A 16,081-nucleotide genomic window follows, 5' to 3' on the forward strand; every position below is an offset into this window, starting at 1 on the left:
CGCAGTGCTTATCAGGCCTACGAGGCCATACCATGAGCCTCAATACGCAAAGGATGTCCCATACATGAAGCAGCTCTCTTCACCGTTACAGCAGTACTGGCCGGCCGTTGTTGAGCGGCTGCCAGCAGCAATCTCTGAGTCCTCGCTTAGCGTGCAGGCGAAGTCAGTGCTTACATTCAGTGATTTTGTCCGCGACAGCATTATTGCCCATCCCGAATGGCTGGCTGAGCTGGAAAGTACGCCACCTCAGGCGGATGAATGGCAACACTATGCCGAGTGGTTGCAGCAAGCATTGGTTGACGTCGGCGATGAAAACACGCTGATGCGCGAGCTGCGCCTGTTTCGCCGCCGCATCATGGTGCGTATCGCCTGGGCGCAGACGCTGTCGCGGGTGACGGAAGAGAGTATTTTGCAGCAGTTAAGCCATCTGGCTGAAACGCTGATTATTGCCGCACGCGACTGGTTGTATGACGCCTGCTGTCGTGAGTGGGGAACGCCCTGTAATTCTGACGGTGTTGCGCAGCCGCTGCTGATTTTAGGCATGGGAAAACTCGGCGGCGGCGAGTTGAATTTCTCCTCGGATATTGACCTGATTTTTGCCTGGCCGGAGCACGGCAGCACGCAGGGCGGGCGTCGCGAGCTGGATAACGCGCAGTTCTTTACTCGCATGGGCCAGCGGCTTATCAAGGTGCTGGATCAGCCCACAATGGATGGGTTTGTCTACCGGGTGGACATGCGTTTACGCCCGTTTGGCGATAGCGGCCCGCTGGTGCTGAGCTTCTCTGCGCTGGAGGATTATTACCAGGAACAAGGGCGCGACTGGGAACGCTATGCGATGGTCAAAGCCCGCATTATGGGCGATTCCGACGGCACTTACGTCAGTGAACTTCGCGCGATGCTGCGGCCATTTGTCTTCCGCCGCTATATTGATTTCAGCGTGATCCAGTCTCTGCGAAACATGAAAGGGATGATTGCCCGTGAAGTGCGCCGCCGTGGCCTGAAAGACAACATCAAGCTGGGGGCGGGCGGTATTCGTGAAATCGAATTTATCGTGCAGGTATTCCAGCTTATTCGCGGTGGGCGCGAGCCGTCGCTGCAATCCCGCTCGCTGTTACCCACGCTCAGTGCCATCAATGAATTGCACCTGCTGTCTGATACCGACGCGGAACAACTGCGCGCAGCCTATCTCTACTTACGCCGCCTGGAAAACCTGCTGCAAAGTATCAATGATGAGCAGACCCAGACGTTGCCGGGCGATGAACTGAATCGCGCGCGACTGGCGTGGGGGATGAACGTTGATGACTGGCAGCAGTTAACCGATGTGCTGGCCAATCATATGGACAATGTGCGCCGGGTATTCAACGAGCTGATTGGCGATGACGAAGCTGAAACCCAGGAAGAGTCGCTCTCTGAGCAGTGGCGCGAACTGTGGCAGGACGCATTACAGGAAGATGATACCACGCCGGTATTGACGCATCTGGCGGATGACGATCGCCGGCGCGTGCTGTCTCTGATTGCTGATTTCCGCAAAGAGCTGGATAAACGCACCATTGGCCCACGCGGACGTCAGGTGCTGGATCATTTAATGCCGCACCTGCTGAGCGATGTCTGTACGCGTGACGACGCCTCAATACCGCTGTCGCGTATCACACCGCTGCTGGTGGGCATCGTGACCCGCACGACCTACCTGGAGCTGCTGAGCGAATTCCCCGGCGCGCTTAAGCACCTGATTTCGCTCTGCGCGGCTTCTCCGATGGTCGCCAGCCAGCTGGCGCGCTATCCACTGTTGCTCGATGAACTGTTGGATCCGAACACCCTGTATCAACCCACCGCGACGGATGCCTACCGTGATGAGCTGCGCCAGTATTTGCTGCGCGTACCGGAGGATGACGAAGAACAGCAACTGGAAGCGCTGCGCCAGTTTAAACAAACGCAACTGTTGCGTATCGCGGCAGCCGATATTGCCGGTACGCTGCCGGTGATGAAGGTGAGCGATCACTTAACCTGGCTGGCAGAAGCGATTATTGATGCGGTAGTCCAGCAGGCGTGGACGCAGATGGTTGCTCGCTACGGGCAACCTACCCATCTTGGCGAACGTGAGGGGCGCGGTTTTGCCGTCGTCGGCTATGGCAAACTGGGCGGCTGGGAACTGGGCTACAGTTCGGATCTTGATTTGATCTTCCTGCATGATTGTCCGATGGACGTGATGACGGATGGTGAGCGTGAGATTGACGGGCGACAGTTCTATCTGCGTCTGTCGCAGCGCATTATGCACCTTTTCAGCACCCGCACCTCGTCCGGTATTTTGTACGAAGTGGATGCGCGGCTGCGTCCATCCGGCGCGGCGGGAATGCTGGTGACATCAACCGAGGCTTTCGCCGATTACCAGCGCAACGAAGCCTGGACATGGGAGCATCAGGCGCTGGTACGTGCTCGTGTGGTATATGGCGACCCGCAGTTGACCTCTCAGTTTGATGTGATTCGTCGCGATATCATGATCCTCGTCCGTGATGGGAAAACCTTGCAGACCGACGTGCGTGAAATGCGTGAGAAAATGCGCGCCCATTTAGGCAATAAGCATCGCGATCGCTTTGATATTAAAGCGGATGAGGGTGGCATTACCGACATTGAGTTTATTACGCAATATCTGGTGCTGCGCTATGCGCATGAAAAACCGAAGCTGACGCGCTGGTCGGATAACGTGCGCATTCTGGAATTGCTGGCGCAAAACGACATTATGGATGAGCAGGAAGCGCTGGCGCTTACCCGCGCTTATACAACGCTGCGCGACGAACTTCACCATCTTGCGTTGCAGGAACTTCCGGGTCATGTCGCGCCGGAGCTCTTCAGCGCTGAACGTACGCTGGTGCGTGACAGCTGGCAGAAGTGGCTGGTTGCCGAGTGAAGTGTGCTATTATCGCGCGCAAATTTTAAGACCCTCAGAGAATCTCTCAGGAGACAGGAATGAAAGTAACGCTGCCAGAGTTTGAACGTGCAGGAGTCATGGTTGTCGGTGATGTGATGCTGGATCGCTACTGGTACGGCCCTACCAGCCGTATTTCACCTGAAGCGCCGGTTCCGGTGGTGAAGGTCGATACCATCGAAGAACGTCCCGGTGGCGCAGCAAACGTGGCGATGAACATTGCCTCTCTGGGCGCAAATTCCCGTCTGGTGGGTTTGACCGGTATCGACGACGCGGCGCGGGCGCTGAGCAAAACGCTGGCGGATGTGAACGTAAAATGCGACTTCGTTTCCGTGCCGACGCATCCGACAATCACCAAACTGCGCGTGCTTTCCCGTAACCAGCAGTTGATTCGCCTGGATTTCGAAGAAGGTTTTGAAGGCGTGGATCCGCAACCGCTGCACGAGCGTATTAATCAGGCGCTGGGTTCTATCGGCGCTCTGGTGCTTTCCGACTACGCCAAAGGCGCGCTGGCAAGCGTGCAGCAGATGATTGCTCTGGCGCGTAAGGCTGGCGTGCCGGTGCTTATCGATCCGAAAGGGATCGATTTTGAACGTTACCGCGGCGCAACGCTGCTAACGCCGAACCTGTCTGAGTTTGAAGCGGTAGCCGGTAAATGCAAAAGCGAAGATGAATTGGTTGAGCGCGGCATGAAAGTGATTGCTGATTTCGACCTTTCCGCACTGCTGATTACCCGTTCAGAACAGGGTATGACGTTGCTGCAACCGGGCAAATCGCCACTGCATATGCCGACGCAGGCGCAGGAAGTGTATGACGTGACCGGTGCGGGCGATACGGTAATCGGCGTGCTGGCGGCGACGCTGGCGGCGGGTAACTCACTGGAAGAGGCGTGCTATTTTGCTAATGCTGCTGCCGGTGTTGTGGTCGGTAAACTGGGAACTTCCACCGTGTCGCCTATTGAGCTGGAAAACGCCGTGCGCGGTCGCGCGGATACCGGTTTTGGCGTGATGACAGAAGCAGAGCTGAAACAGGCCGTTGCCAGCGCCCGCAAGCGCGGTGAGAAAGTGGTGATGACCAACGGCGTGTTCGACATCCTGCATGCGGGCCACGTCTCCTATCTGGCGAATGCACGCAAGCTGGGCGATCGCCTGATCGTGGCGGTAAACAGCGATGCGTCGACCAAACGTCTGAAAGGCGAAACGCGTCCGGTCAACCCGCTGGAACAGCGCATGATCGTGCTGGGCGCGCTGGAATCCGTCGACTGGGTGGTCTCGTTTGAAGAAGATACACCGCAGCGTCTGATAGCCGGCATCCTGCCGGATCTGCTGGTCAAAGGCGGCGACTATAAGCCAGAAGATATTGCGGGCAGCAAAGAGGTCTGGGCGAACGGCGGTGAAGTGCTGGTGCTGAACTTTGAAGATGGCTGCTCAACGACCAATATCATCAGGAAGATCCAGAAAGACAGCGATAAATAGCAAATGCTGGAAACGCGTCGAAATTTTCGTTTTGGTGCGTTTCCCGCTGTTGACGCTGCTGTTTTTTCGACCTAAAGTACAGGAATAAGGGTGAGAGGGGATTTCTCCCCCCTCTGATTGACTGTTAATAGGTCTGGAAACTTATCAATAACAGCACAACCAGTATGATGACGAACTTCATCATAACCCTTTCCTTATTAAAGCCCCTTCTTCGAGAGGGGCTTTCTCGTTGCAGCCCCTTGCTGACAAGGCGATTGTTAGTGAGCCTCCTGACAGGGGCAAGGGCTTTCTCCCTCCGATTTCTTATTGCTGGAGCATCCACGCAAAACGCTGCTGCAGAATAAAAAATCCCCGGCTTTACGGCCAGGGATAGGGGAATGATGCAGAAGTGGTTATTCTTCTTTTACCGTTGTCTGCGGGTTAACGTCGACTGTCGTCGTGGTCAGCGCATTTAGCGAACCGCCGGATAAGCCAATTTCATTTAACAGCGAATCAATCAGCGGCGCTTGTGTGCGATAGGCAAGGACGGCGGATAATGCCTGCTCAGCCAAATTTCCACCTGCGCTCACTTCACCGACTGCGCCGCCGCTCATCATCACTTTTTGCCCGCCAGGTCCGGTACGTACAAACGCCTGTTCAGCAGACGCGCGACGATACAGACGGGCAAAGATAATCCCGATAATTAATAAGACGACCACCGCCACAACGGCGGTAAGGTAACATACCAAAAACATCATCCATCTTAGATTTCGTAGGAAACTGTGAAGCTGGTGATTTTTTTGCGCACAATATGTGCAGAATATCTTCGCATCCAGGGAAATACTGAAATCAGAAAAAGCATATGGCCTTAACAGATATTCAATAACTGGAGGGTATGCTCATGAACAGTAGTATGTATTCATTGAATAATTTCGATTTCCTGGCGCGGAGTTTTGCCAGAATGCAGGCTGAGGGCCGACCCGTTGATATCCAGGCTGTAACTGGAAATATGGATGAAGAACATCGCAGCTGGTTTTGCAAACGCTATGCACTTTACTGCCAGCAGGCAACAGAGGCGAAAAAATTAGAACTGGAACACTAACATATTAACGGGCCTTGCGGCCCGTTGTCGTTTTTATACCAGTGGATCGACTGGCGGGATTGCGGGCGCAGACTTGACTTCCGCCGCTTTCTCGCGCGCTTCAAGCTCCGTCAGACGTTGCTCAAGCAGCGCCAGTTTTTCACGGGTACGCAGTAAAACCTGGGTTTGTACGTCAAACTCTTCGCGGCTTACCAGATCCAGACGGGTCAGCTGTGATTGCAGCGTTTGGCGAATTTTCTTCTCGACGTCTTCGCCAAACTCGCGGATCCCTTTCGGCATCGACTCGTGAACCTGACGAGCAATCTGCTCAATTTTTTTCGGGTCAATCATTATGGTTTCCCTGAACTGGTACGTGTTGCTGCCTATTGTAGTGCGAACTGTCCCAGGCATAAACCAGAATTGTGTGAAGCTAAGATGAGCAAAGGCGTTGATGAAGGTAATCAATAGCGTTATAGTTAACTCGCTTATTCTCAGGGCGGGGCGAAATTCCCCACCGGCGGTAAATCAACTCAGGTTGAAAGCCCGCGAGCGCTTTGGGTGCAAACTCAAAGGTCAGCAGATCCGGTGTAATTCCGGGGCCGACGGTTAGAGTCCGGATGGGAGAGAGTAACGATCCAGTCGGGCATGGACCCGCTCACGTTATTTTTTTGCCGCTTAGACGGTACTCCTAAGACTGCCCTGATTCTGGTAACCATAATTTTAGTGAGGTTTTTTTACCATGAATCAGACGCTACTTTCCTCTTTTGGTACGCCTTTCGAACGTGTTGAACATGCGCTGTCTGCGCTGCGTGAAGGACGCGGTGTGATGGTGCTTGACGACGAAGATCGTGAAAACGAAGGCGATATGGTTTTCCCGGCCGAGACCATGACCGTTGAACAGATGGCGCTGACCATCCGTCACGGCAGCGGTATTGTTTGCCTGTGCATCACCGAAGACCGCCGCAAACAGCTCGATCTGCCAATGATGGTGGAAAATAACACCAGTGCTTACGGTACCGGTTTTACCGTGACCATTGAAGCTGCAGAAGGTGTGACCACCGGTGTTTCCGCAGCGGACCGTGTTACTACGGTACGCGCGGCAGTTAAGGATGGCGCAAAACCTTCCGATCTGAACCGTCCGGGGCACGTGTTCCCGCTGCGTGCTCAGGCTGGTGGTGTGTTAACTCGTGGTGGCCACACCGAAGCCACCATCGATCTGATGACGCTGGCAGGGTTTAAACCGGCAGGCGTGTTGTGTGAGCTGACCAATGACGATGGCACCATGGCGCGTGCGCCACAGTGCATTGAGTTTGCCGGCAAGCACAATATGGCGGTGGTCACTATTGAAGACCTGGTGGCTTACCGCCAGGCGCACGAGCGCAAAGCCAGCTAATAGACTATTACCACGTTAGTTTTGGTAAGCATAAAAAACCGAAGCCATATTCCAGGCTTCGGTTTTTTTGTTTTTTGCTCCCAATTACCTGGTTCTGGCCAGTTTTAAAGCCCAGGCACCGCTCATTGTCACCAACAGCAATAAACATAAACCAAAGGCCAGCAAACAGGCCTGTGCCATGTTCATAAAATGCCACGGCGGGAGCAGATACCAGCCTTCAGACTGTTGGTATAGATCGATAAACCACTTTTGCGTACTGCTGAGCGCTACGCCATCGGGAACCACGGGGGCGTCATAGCCGCAATCCCCTGTGGGCTTAAACCACTCCGGAGCCCAGTTTGCCAGCGGCAAATTGAAAGGGAATATCGGATCTGTGGAACATCCCTGGACACCAAACAACGAATCCGGGTCCGGGTTATGTACAGCATAATGAATACCGTTAAGTTTGATGGAGAACGTAATGCCCATGATGCTGCCATAAAATGCCGCGATGCAACCAATAAGCTTCAGAACAACATTTTTAGGGTTTATTGCCGCGATCAATCCACCGAAAACCATTACAAACATGGCAAAGCGAATGTAGACACACTGCTCGCAGGGGGCCATATAGAGGTAGATTTGAAAGAATGAGTGCGCCAGTATTATTAACCCGCCCATCGCGCAGACCATCAGTAGCCACAGAGAGCGCCGTTCCTGCCATCTCACCAGCGTATCAACCGGCGTGGTACGTAAGTCCCGCCACAATCCTTTTATGAAAGCCATAGCCTGGTCCCTGTTTATTTTGTCGCCAGTTCTCTGACAAGCTCTGCCATGGAGTCAATGGATTTGATACTTTTTGTGTAGATCAGGTATTTACCGTTAACGACGTAAGCCGGAACCCCCTGAATTTTGGCGACGTCATATGCCGCTTTCCATTTCTCCAGCGTTTGCTGAACGGCGGGATCTTGCAGCGCGGCGTCAAAATCTGCCTGGCTCATACCTGCAGCATCCAGGCCTGTTTTAATGAATGCGGCCGGATCATTACCATCTGACCAGCGCTCTTTCTTGTCGTGGTAAGCAGCGTAATAAGCGAATTTCGCTTTTTTGAACTGTGATTTGGCATCAAACAATGAAATCCCTGCGGCCTGGTCTTTAGCAATCATTACCGCAAAAACTTCACTGGCCTGTTTACCATATTCACCCTTGGTTTCCAGATGAAATGGTGTGAAGGTGACGAGATCAGCCACTTTTTCAGAAACCGGGCCAGTCACGGCTTTATCATATTTATAACAGAACGGACAGGCGTAGCTGAATACTTTTATTAACGTCTTATCAGCATTAGGAATCGGTTTCTCTAAAACCATATAATCAGTGCCTTCTGTAAAAGCGGAGGCGGCAAACGACGAGGTAAGCGCTGCGGTTAATATCACGCTTTTAAATAATGAAGTAATCCATTTAGATGACATAATTAATCCTTAAGCTAACGCGATTATTTAAACATGTGTTGTGGGCGGACCAGTAATGCACGGTAGTGAGTTTGGTTTGGTTTATCTGAAAGGACATCTATCTCAACTTTGACTTCTTTGGTCTTGTAGTCAATTTCATTGATTTTGCCAATGGTTGGTTGTCCAACTTCAAATAAATTAATTGAACCACCAAAGCCAAACATGGTGTCACGGTCTTTCTGATATTCGATAACCGAGGTGATGGGACTATAGAAATCGTAACCGCGTTCTTTGCCGTATTCCCAGATTTGCTGAACGGTACCTTTTATCTCGTCAATTTTATATTCGACGTAACGGGAGTATTTCATCGTCGGCAATGCCGGTTGTTCGAGCCCACGACCATCGCCGTTATCAAAGATGGTTAATGTCCCTTTGCTCGAGAGCCATGCGGTGTGCTGTGTATAGGTAAAATCGAAATCGGTATTCTCGCACTTGCCGTTTTCGTCACATTTTAACGCGTTGCCTTTGCTATCAACCGGTTTTAACAGCTTACTTGCCAGCGTCTTATTCCAGCCTTTCGACGGAGCGAGGATCCATTTCACCTGTTTATCGCGACCGATTTTGACGACGCCCTGATGGCGGGAAGAGATAATAATGGAGTCATCTTTGGCATCATAGGCAATGGAGTTAACGTGCGCCCAGTTACGACCCGCACCCACGCCGAGGGCGTCACCGTAAGGTGTATCTGGCTCCAGTTTCGCCTGTTGACCGGCATGAGCGAGGTCAACGTTGACGCATACCGCACCTGCGTCCAGCGCACCCAGCAGCGCATCACGCATCGGATCGAGTATTTTTGTCAGATCCCACACGTCAACCACTCGACCGGACTTGTCTACTTCAATTATCTGATCGCGGATAGTTTGCACATGGATGCCATCTTCTTTGCGATAATCGCGTTTGCCCACGCGAAGCAACACGGTGTCGTTGATTGTTTCGATCGATTCATGCGACGCGTCGAGGAAGCCGCGCGGTAGCTTATGATCGGCCAGAATCTGCCCCATCATATCGAATTCGTACCAATGCTGGCCCTGCACGGCAGTGAAGGTGCCGCGCGGCGTTTCTCGAATCCCCATCAAGTAACCGCGCTTATTGATATCCATGTCATGGCCATCATAGAAGGTATCTTGATCCAGCCACCAACGATATTCACCTTCCGTATCGACGATAAAGGTGAAGGGGGCAATGTCAAAGGGTAATGCCCCGCCCGCCGGACCCGCATCCAGGATGCCGGCATTTTTATCTTTTTCACCATGCCAGTGGAATTCCGCCCCTTGTGCAGTGAAGGTATGGGTATTCACCAGATACAGACGGTCTTCAAAACCAGGCGCTACCTTAATAACTTTCGTTTGCTGTAAATCGGAAATTGAACGGTTATCCATGTAGTAATTAACGATGGCGGACGTTTGCACCACATAATCATCCTTCATGGCTTTGCCATTTTCTTTATATTCAACGGTGACCTTATTAGCAAACTTTTGATAAAGACCAAAAATAGGCACGCCGTCATAGGTTGCTAACGACTCTTTGCCAACAGTATAAGTAACAGGAACGCCTTTCTCGCCTTTGCCATGAACGGTGACTTTAACATCTGAAATAATGTGACTGTCTAATTCAACCAGCGCGGTAAGTGGGGCGTTTCCATAAGGATCAACGACTATTGCGCCCAGTTTTCCTGCGGGTTGGGCGGGTTGAAAGCCCGCAGCAAAAGAATTTCCGACCGTTAATCCAAACGTCAGTGCCAGAGTGCCTGCGAGTAGCGTTTTTCGATATTGTCTAAACATGGATATATCTCCTTATATTAATTTTAAATATAATCTCAATGAATATATTATGTTTTTACGATATGGCTAAAAATGAAAATAGTACTACTGATGTCATTTTTATTGTGGGTATATAAATATTTATGAAGTGTATTATTCTGCAAGATCTAATTTTTGTTATTTGCTGGATAGTATGAGTGAGGTATTTTAAGGACAATATTTATTATTGATTAGTGTGATCTCGTCGACACAGTTTTATTTTTTATAAGTGTTTTAGCTATTGGCATAGCTGCTGGTTTATATGATCGAAATCATATATTTGTTTCTGGAATATGCCACTATAGGGGTATGTCAGAATAAGCTTGTGTAAAATTTTAACGTTAAATGTTTAATGATGTTAAATGTTAAGGGTAAAAGAATGTTTATTGCCTGGTATTGGATCGTATTAATTGCACTCGTTGCATTGGGTTATTATTGCCATATGAAGCGTTATTGTCGGGCATTCCGACAAGACAGAGACGCATTGCTCGAGGCGCGAAACAAACTCTTCCGTCGTTCTGGTGAAGATAACAGCGTGATTAAGGAACAGGAATAGTCCTTCACGTTCTGCTATGGATGAGCGGATGCTGTAAAATAGCAGGGTGGCATCCGCCCTCAGGATTATCCGATTCCCATAGACTGGAGGATGACGAGGCTTAACCCCATAACTGACATGCCACAAAGCACCCCATAGCTGGGATTATTATCCGGGTCGATCTCTTTTGCCAGTGGCATCAATTCATCGACTGACAGCGCCACCATAATTCCGGCGACCGCGGCCATAATTGCCGCCATCACCACGGGTGAAATCAAACTGCCCAGAATTAACCATGCCAGTACCCCACCTAATATTTCCGCCATTCCCGAGATCCCTGCCCAGAATATAGCGGTACGTTTTGAACCCGTGGCTGCATAGACCGGACCTGCAACGGCTAATCCTTCAGGAATATTGTGTAATGCGACGGCAAGCGCAATACCAAAGCCCAGTTCGAGGTTGCTGCTGGCGGTAACAAAAGTCGCAATCCCTTCTGGGAAGTTATGCAGGCTGATACCCAGAGTTAATAAAATCGCAGTACGCTTAATGGAACCGGGTAACGGCTGTGTGGTTTTTTGGACTAAATCCTGAGGGTGAGCGTGCGGCAGCAAACGATCCAGGCCAAAGTAGCCCAGCAAACCAACGATAAACATCCCGTAACCCAGCACCGGAGACATTCCCTCTGCTGCCAGTGCGGCTGGCAACATCTCCATCAGGGAGATTAGCAACATGATACCTGCGGCAAAACCCAGAGAAAATGCGAGAACGCGGTTAGAGGGTTTTTGTCCCAGCACGCCAAGAAATGCACCGATAAATGTGGCGGCGCCTGCCAGTAAGGTCAGAAGTAAAGGTACTGACATCGACAAATAAAGCTCCTTATCAATCTGCTATTCGGGGCGGTTCGTCAAAATAACTGATGATCTTCATCATGGTTATCTGAGTTCTTCATCAACCGAAAAAGCGTATTGTGGTGATATCAAAATGACTCCCTCAGTAAGGATATCATCATGTCTTCAACTCGTATGCCAGCATTGTTTTTGGGCCACGGCAGCCCGATGAATGTTCTGGAAGATAACGTTTATACCCGTGCCTGGCAGCAGCTGGGGGAAACGTTGCCACGTCCGAAAGCCATCGTGGTGGTCTCAGCGCACTGGTTTACGCGCGGCACTGGCGTAACCGCGATGGAAGCACCGAAAACGATTCATGACTTTGGTGGTTTTCCGCAGGCGCTGTATGACACGCATTATCCGGCCCCGGGGTCTCCTGAACTGGCTCAGCATCTGGTGGATCTGCTTTCTCCAGTGCCAGTCACGTTAGATAAAGAGGCGTGGGGATTTGACCACGGCTCATGGGGTGTGCTGATCAAGATGTACCCGAACGCAGATATCCCGATGGTGCAGTTGAGTGTCGATAGCACCAAACCTGCGGCCTGGCATTTCGAAATGGGTCGTAAGCTGGCGGCGCTGCGTGATGAGGGCATTATGCTGGTAGCCAGCGGTAACGTGGTGCATAACCTGCGTACTGCGCGCTGGCACGGCGAAAATACGCCGTATCCGTGGGCGACCTCATTTAACGATTATGTTAAAGCAAACCTCACATGGCAGGGACCGGTTGAACAGCACCCGCTGGTTAACTATATGGATCATGAAGGCGGATCGCTGTCGAACCCGACGCCAGATCATTATCTGCCGCTGCTGTATGTTCTCGGGGCATGGGATGGTAAAGAGTCTGTTACGATCCCTGTAGATGGTATCGAGATGGGAAGTTTAAGTATGTTGTCGGTGCAGGTTGGGTGATGAACGCCCGATGGCGCTACGCTTATCGGGCATTAAGTTCGTGCCGTAGGCCGGGTAAGGCGGAGCCGCCACCCGGCACTCTCAATCATTCGACAAAAATATGCGGATAGAAACGGGAGAGATCCTGCGTGATCAGGGCGCGGTCTTCGCGAATGCCGATCCCGGCCGGTTGGTCGTTAATCAGCCAACTGCCGATCAGCATATAGCTGTTGCCAAACTTCGGTAACTGATGGAACTGCTGCACGATCATGCCTTCTTCACCGTATGGGCCTTCCACGGCTTCGATCGTTTTACCGTTCTCAATGATGGAAACGTTAGCGCCTTCACGCGAGAAGATCGGTTTCACGACAAACTTATCCATCTGCGGATAGTCGTCTTCGGCGAAATATGCCGGTAGCAGATTCGGATGATCCGGGAACATTTCCCACAGCAGCGGCAACAGTGCTTTGTTGGAGATAATGCTTTTCCATGCTGGTTCCAGCCAGCGAACGCCGGCATCTTCCAGCTTGGTGGAGAACATTTCACGCAGCATAAACTCCCACGGATATAGCTTGAACAGGTTGGCGATCACCTGGTCCTGCATGTCCGTGAACTGACCTTTTTCGCCAAGACCGATATCTTCGACATAGAGAAATTCAGTGGCAATTTCAGCCTCAGCCGCGCAATCCTGCAAATACTGGATCGTTCCACGATCTTCGACCGTATCGCGACAGCAGGTCAGGTGCAGCAACTGAAAACCGTACTGCTCGCGCAGCTCAGTGAAACGTTCGATCAGTTTTTCCTGCAGGCTGTTGAACTGATCGCTGCCTTCCGGCAGGTTGCCCGCATTAAGCTGATCTTCCAGCCAGATCCACTGGAAAAAAGCAGCTTCATACAATGAGGTTGGCGTATCGGCGTTGTTTTCTAAAAGCTTGGGTTCACCGGTACCATCCCACGCCAGATCGAGGCGGGAATAGAGCGACGGTTGCTGTGTCAGCCAGGACTGGCGGACAAAGCCCCAGGTATGCTTCGGAATACGAAACTTGGTCATCAGCTCGTCGCTGGCAATGACCTTCTCAACCACCTTGAGGCACATCTGGTGCAGCTCTGCGGTGACCTCTTCCAGCTTTTCGACCTGAGCGAGCGTCAGCTTATAGTATGCGTCTTCACACCAGTACGGCTCGCCGTACATGGTGTGAAAGTTGAAACCGTATTCGGTGGCCTTATCGCGCCAGTCCGGGCGCTCAACAATACTGACTCTTTCCATGACGATCAGCCACCCATTGAACGTGTGGTGGTGCCGCTTGCGCTACGCTGCATGGTGCTCTGTTTGGCGACTGACTCACCAAATCCGCCACGGGTTACGGTAGACGTGGTGGCTGGTTTCGGTGCCATGGCGGTTTTTGGTACGGTCATGGTGCGGCCCGGCGTTGCTGCGCCGTAGTTTTTGCCGCCGGCGTCAGTGTATTTGCCGTATGCAGGGCTGGCCGGGTTTTTCGAGCTGAACAGCGGCTGCTGAGCGCCCATTCCGCCGCCCATCATGCGGCCCATCATGTAGCCAGCCATCAGCGGCATCCAGAAGCTGCCGCTGCTTTGATTCTGCGCCTGAGCCTGGCCTTCACCGGTCGGTGCCATACCTGCCTGGGCAGGTGCCTGTTGGCACTGACCTTCACCGAACTCGGCAATACAGTCTTCGCGCGTGGCGTATTTTGGCGCCGTGCGTTCAGCTTCTTTCAGCGCGTTGTTGAATGCGGTCGTACATTCAGCGCTTTTACCTGGATTCGCCGCAGAGCAGTCGTCCGCATTCTGATAAAGCGAAACCGTTTCGTCACTCTTTTCACAGCCCGCGAGCATAAACACAGCGGTAACTGCCAGGGCGACAGGAGTCAGATGGCGCGCGTTCCAGCTTTTGCGGAACGAAGCATGATGTATCGATTTTGTCCGTTTCATTTTTGTCTTCCAGGACCCAGTGGTAAACACAGTAAATAATGCTCAGGATAGAGGATGACTGGTCGAAATTGAAGCGGGAAGAGGCGAGAATGCGCAGGAAGGGGCGGATCTTTACGTTGTCTTACGTTCAGACGGGGCCGAAGCCCCGTCATCAACATCAATTACGGAACGGGTTGTTGCCGTTACTGCTGCTGGATGTATGTGCTGCTGCCGGTTTGACCGCCGGCGCCGCACTGTTGGCGGTATAACCATCTGCTGCGGCGTCTTGCTGGGTGTTTTCCGGCGCAACGGAGTCAGGTGCGGTGGAAATAGGTTTGCCCAGCGTATTGTTCAACGCCACCAGATCCTGCTCGTTAAGCGTACCGAGCGCAGACTTGATGTTTAACTGGTTGATCAGATAGGTATAACGCGCATTTGCCAACTGCTGCTTAGCGTTGTACAGCGTGGTAGTGGCATCCAACACGTCCACGATGGTACGTGTACCGACAGAATAACCCGCTTCCATCGCGTCAAGTGAACTTTGCGCAGAGACAACGGCTTGTTTGTACGCATTAATGCTACTGATAGACGCATTAATGTTGTTGAATGACGAACGAACGGTCTGTACTACGCTGCGGTGCGCGCTTTCCAGTTGCTCGCTGGCGCCAACAAAGTTGTACTGTGCTTGTTTAACCTGCGAGTTAACCATCCCGCCCTGGTACAGCGGCAGCGAGAAGTTCAGACCAATTTTATTCTGGCCCTGGTTACTGTCGTCATACTGAGAGGTGTTAGTTTTAGAACCACTGTAAGAGGTATCAGAAACACCAGTAGAGGCGGTTAAACCCAGCGTCGGCAGATGACCGTCCTGTGCCAGACGAATTTGCTCACGCGCCAGATCCTGGCTTAAACGTGCCTGCAATAACGTCAGGTTGCGGTTTTCTGCTTCTTTCAGCAGTGAATTCACCGCCTGCGGTTTGTTGGTTTTAAAGCCATCAACATTCAGCGAAGCCAGTTCCGGATAGTAATTGCCGGTGACCTGACGCAGCTGTTCAACGGCGTTGTCCAGGTTGTTACGCGCGGTAACTTCATTCGCCAACACAGTATCGTACTGTGAACGGGCGTTCTGTACGTCAGTGATAGCAACCAGGCCAACGTTAAAACGCTGGGTCGTCTGATCTAACTGACGATAAACGGCGTCTTTTTGTGCCTGGGTATAAGACAGCACGTCAATCGCGTTCAATACGTTAAAATAGGCCGTGGCGGTATTCAGGATCAGCGTTTGCTGATCGGTCTGATAGGTCACGTCCTGGATGCCCGCTGATTTTTCTTGCAGCGTCAGGGCACGCCATTTTGACATATCGAACAGCGTCTGAGTCAATTGTAATGACGCGCTGGTGGCGTTGGAGTTGATACCATTTGAATCACGGTAGCCATTGCTGTAGGTGTAATCGGCACCTAAGCCCAGTTGCGGCAGTAAAGGACTACGCGCTTCGTTAATTTTTTCGAATGCAGCATCGCGATCGGCGGCGGATTTACGCAATTCCGGGTTGCTCAGGCGTGCTTGCTGATAAACCTGCATCAGGTTTTCTGCCTGGCTCAGAGTACTGAACCCCGACAGGCTCAGGCCGATAAGGATGGGGAGCAATTTCTTCATTTGCATTCCTTGTTGTGAAGCAGTATTTAGCGCTGATCAAATTGTAAAAATAAT

At 51.8% G+C, this 16,081-nt stretch carries 15 protein-coding genes, 1 pseudogene and 1 riboswitch; of the genes and pseudogenes, 6 read left to right on the forward strand and 10 right to left on the reverse strand.

Annotated elements, in window-relative coordinates; all coding sequences use genetic code 11:
* The first annotated feature begins 64 nt into the window (after positions 1-64).
* Together glnE and hldE are read left to right on the forward strand one after the other, a co-directional pair.
* Positions 65-2,905 carry a bifunctional [glutamate--ammonia ligase]-adenylyl-L-tyrosine phosphorylase/[glutamate--ammonia-ligase] adenylyltransferase gene (gene glnE, locus IB196_RS03315; RefSeq protein WP_040233955.1) on the forward strand — a complete coding sequence of 947 codons (2,841 nt, stop codon included), beginning with the start codon at positions 65-67 and terminating at the stop codon, positions 2,903-2,905.
* A gap of 59 nt (positions 2,906-2,964) precedes the next feature.
* Positions 2,965-4,398 (forward strand): bifunctional D-glycero-beta-D-manno-heptose-7-phosphate kinase/D-glycero-beta-D-manno-heptose 1-phosphate adenylyltransferase HldE, encoded by a 1,434-nt coding sequence (gene hldE / locus IB196_RS03320; protein ID WP_005120911.1) that lies wholly within the window; start codon positions 2,965-2,967, stop codon positions 4,396-4,398.
* 124 nt (positions 4,399-4,522) lie between these two features.
* Here the strand turns inward: hldE and IB196_RS03325 are convergent, their stop codons facing one another.
* Positions 4,523-4,582 carry a type I toxin-antitoxin system Ibs family toxin gene (locus tag IB196_RS03325; RefSeq protein ID WP_199947192.1) on the reverse strand — a complete coding sequence of 20 codons (60 nt, stop codon included), beginning with the start codon at positions 4,580-4,582 and terminating at the stop codon, positions 4,523-4,525.
* A gap of 208 nt (positions 4,583-4,790) precedes the next feature.
* Positions 4,791-5,139, reverse strand: a pseudogene (locus IB196_RS03330) (flotillin domain-containing protein).
* Between the two features lie 133 nt (positions 5,140-5,272).
* Here IB196_RS03330 and glgS point away from each other — a divergent pair.
* Positions 5,273-5,479, forward strand: coding sequence for a cell surface composition regulator GlgS (glgS, locus tag IB196_RS03335; protein ID WP_188231889.1), 207 nt, complete (start codon positions 5,273-5,275; stop codon positions 5,477-5,479).
* A gap of 33 nt (positions 5,480-5,512) precedes the next feature.
* On the opposite strand, the gene ubiK is transcribed toward glgS, so the two are convergent.
* Positions 5,513-5,809: a ubiquinone biosynthesis accessory factor UbiK gene (ubiK, locus tag IB196_RS03340; RefSeq protein WP_005120914.1), complete on the reverse strand. Its 297-nt coding sequence runs from the start codon at positions 5,807-5,809 to the stop codon at positions 5,513-5,515.
* A gap of 132 nt (positions 5,810-5,941) precedes the next feature.
* A riboswitch (FMN riboswitch) is annotated at positions 5,942-6,091 on the forward strand.
* Between the two features lie 106 nt (positions 6,092-6,197).
* Between ubiK and ribB the strand changes: the two genes are divergently transcribed.
* Entirely contained in the window at positions 6,198-6,851 is a 654-nt protein-coding gene (gene ribB, locus IB196_RS03345; RefSeq protein WP_040233959.1) for a 3,4-dihydroxy-2-butanone-4-phosphate synthase, read from the forward strand.
* Positions 6,852-6,935: 84 nt separating this feature from the next.
* On the opposite strand, the gene dsbI is transcribed toward ribB, so the two are convergent.
* The 3 genes from dsbI to IB196_RS03360 are packed head-to-tail and all read right to left on the reverse strand — an operon-like array spanning position 6,936 to position 10,116.
* Entirely contained in the window at positions 6,936-7,613 is a 678-nt protein-coding gene (gene dsbI / locus IB196_RS03350; RefSeq protein ID WP_188231890.1) for a protein-disulfide oxidoreductase DsbI, read from the reverse strand.
* A gap of 14 nt (positions 7,614-7,627) precedes the next feature.
* On the reverse strand, positions 7,628-8,296 hold the full coding sequence (locus tag IB196_RS03355) for a thiol:disulfide interchange protein DsbA/DsbL (protein ID WP_040233962.1): 669 nt from the start codon (positions 8,294-8,296) through the stop codon (positions 7,628-7,630).
* A 23-nt stretch (positions 8,297-8,319) separates the two neighbouring features.
* Positions 8,320-10,116 (reverse strand): aryl-sulfate sulfotransferase, encoded by a 1,797-nt coding sequence (locus IB196_RS03360; protein ID WP_188231891.1) that lies wholly within the window; start codon positions 10,114-10,116, stop codon positions 8,320-8,322.
* Between the two features lie 397 nt (positions 10,117-10,513).
* On the opposite strand from IB196_RS03360, the gene IB196_RS03365 reads away from it, so the two are divergent.
* The gene (locus IB196_RS03365; RefSeq protein ID WP_003838138.1) at positions 10,514-10,690 is read left to right on the forward strand and encodes a hypothetical protein; all 177 of its coding nucleotides are present in this window, start codon (positions 10,514-10,516) and stop codon (positions 10,688-10,690) included.
* Between the two features lie 65 nt (positions 10,691-10,755).
* Here IB196_RS03365 and zupT read toward each other — a convergent pair whose 3' ends face one another.
* Positions 10,756-11,529 (reverse strand): zinc transporter ZupT, encoded by a 774-nt coding sequence (gene zupT, locus IB196_RS03370; protein ID WP_188231892.1) that lies wholly within the window; start codon positions 11,527-11,529, stop codon positions 10,756-10,758.
* A 147-nt stretch (positions 11,530-11,676) separates the two neighbouring features.
* On the opposite strand from zupT, the gene ygiD reads away from it, so the two are divergent.
* Positions 11,677-12,465 carry a 4,5-DOPA dioxygenase extradiol gene (gene ygiD, locus IB196_RS03375; protein ID WP_188231893.1) on the forward strand — a complete coding sequence of 263 codons (789 nt, stop codon included), beginning with the start codon at positions 11,677-11,679 and terminating at the stop codon, positions 12,463-12,465.
* 85 nt (positions 12,466-12,550) lie between these two features.
* Here the strand turns inward: ygiD and IB196_RS03380 are convergent, their stop codons facing one another.
* The 3 genes from IB196_RS03380 to tolC form a co-directional block, all read right to left on the reverse strand.
* A complete protein-coding gene (locus tag IB196_RS03380) occupies positions 12,551-13,711 on the reverse strand; it encodes a glutathionylspermidine synthase family protein (protein WP_188231894.1) in 1,161 nt (386 codons plus the stop codon).
* Between the two features lie 5 nt (positions 13,712-13,716).
* Entirely contained in the window at positions 13,717-14,394 is a 678-nt protein-coding gene (locus tag IB196_RS03385; protein WP_005123080.1) for a DUF1190 family protein, read from the reverse strand.
* Between the two features lie 157 nt (positions 14,395-14,551).
* On the reverse strand, positions 14,552-16,033 hold the full coding sequence (tolC, locus tag IB196_RS03390) for an outer membrane channel protein TolC (protein WP_149691759.1): 1,482 nt from the start codon (positions 16,031-16,033) through the stop codon (positions 14,552-14,554).
* Positions 16,034-16,081 lie beyond the last annotated feature (48 nt).

The organism is Citrobacter sp. C6_1, assembly GCF_014596835.2.
In the GTDB taxonomy this organism is placed as follows: Bacteria; Pseudomonadota; Gammaproteobacteria; order Enterobacterales; family Enterobacteriaceae; genus Citrobacter; species Citrobacter pasteurii.

Excerpts from the sequence above, each read along its gene's own strand:
- glnE (WP_040233955.1), top strand. The coding sequence starts at position 65 with ATGAAGCAGCTCTCTTCACCGTTACAGCAGTACTGGCCGGCCGTTGTT.
- hldE (WP_005120911.1), top strand. The coding sequence starts at position 2,965 with ATGAAAGTAACGCTGCCAGAGTTTGAACGTGCAGGAGTCATGGTTGTC.
- glgS (WP_188231889.1), top strand. The coding sequence starts at position 5,273 with ATGCTCATGAACAGTAGTATGTATTCATTGAATAATTTCGATTTCCTG.
- ubiK (WP_005120914.1), bottom strand. The coding sequence starts at position 5,809 with ATGATTGACCCGAAAAAAATTGAGCAGATTGCTCGTCAGGTTCACGAG.
- ribB (WP_040233959.1), top strand. The coding sequence starts at position 6,198 with ATGAATCAGACGCTACTTTCCTCTTTTGGTACGCCTTTCGAACGTGTT.
- dsbI (WP_188231890.1), bottom strand. The coding sequence starts at position 7,613 with ATGGCTTTCATAAAAGGATTGTGGCGGGACTTACGTACCACGCCGGTT.
- IB196_RS03355 (WP_040233962.1), bottom strand. The coding sequence starts at position 8,296 with ATGTCATCTAAATGGATTACTTCATTATTTAAAAGCGTGATATTAACC.
- IB196_RS03360 (WP_188231891.1), bottom strand. The coding sequence starts at position 10,116 with ATGTTTAGACAATATCGAAAAACGCTACTCGCAGGCACTCTGGCACTG.
- IB196_RS03365 (WP_003838138.1), top strand. The coding sequence starts at position 10,514 with ATGTTTATTGCCTGGTATTGGATCGTATTAATTGCACTCGTTGCATTG.
- zupT (WP_188231892.1), bottom strand. The coding sequence starts at position 11,529 with ATGTCAGTACCTTTACTTCTGACCTTACTGGCAGGCGCCGCCACATTT.
- ygiD (WP_188231893.1), top strand. The coding sequence starts at position 11,677 with ATGTCTTCAACTCGTATGCCAGCATTGTTTTTGGGCCACGGCAGCCCG.
- IB196_RS03380 (WP_188231894.1), bottom strand. The coding sequence starts at position 13,711 with ATGGAAAGAGTCAGTATTGTTGAGCGCCCGGACTGGCGCGATAAGGCC.
- IB196_RS03385 (WP_005123080.1), bottom strand. The coding sequence starts at position 14,394 with ATGAAACGGACAAAATCGATACATCATGCTTCGTTCCGCAAAAGCTGG.
- tolC (WP_149691759.1), bottom strand. The coding sequence starts at position 16,033 with ATGCAAATGAAGAAATTGCTCCCCATCCTTATCGGCCTGAGCCTGTCG.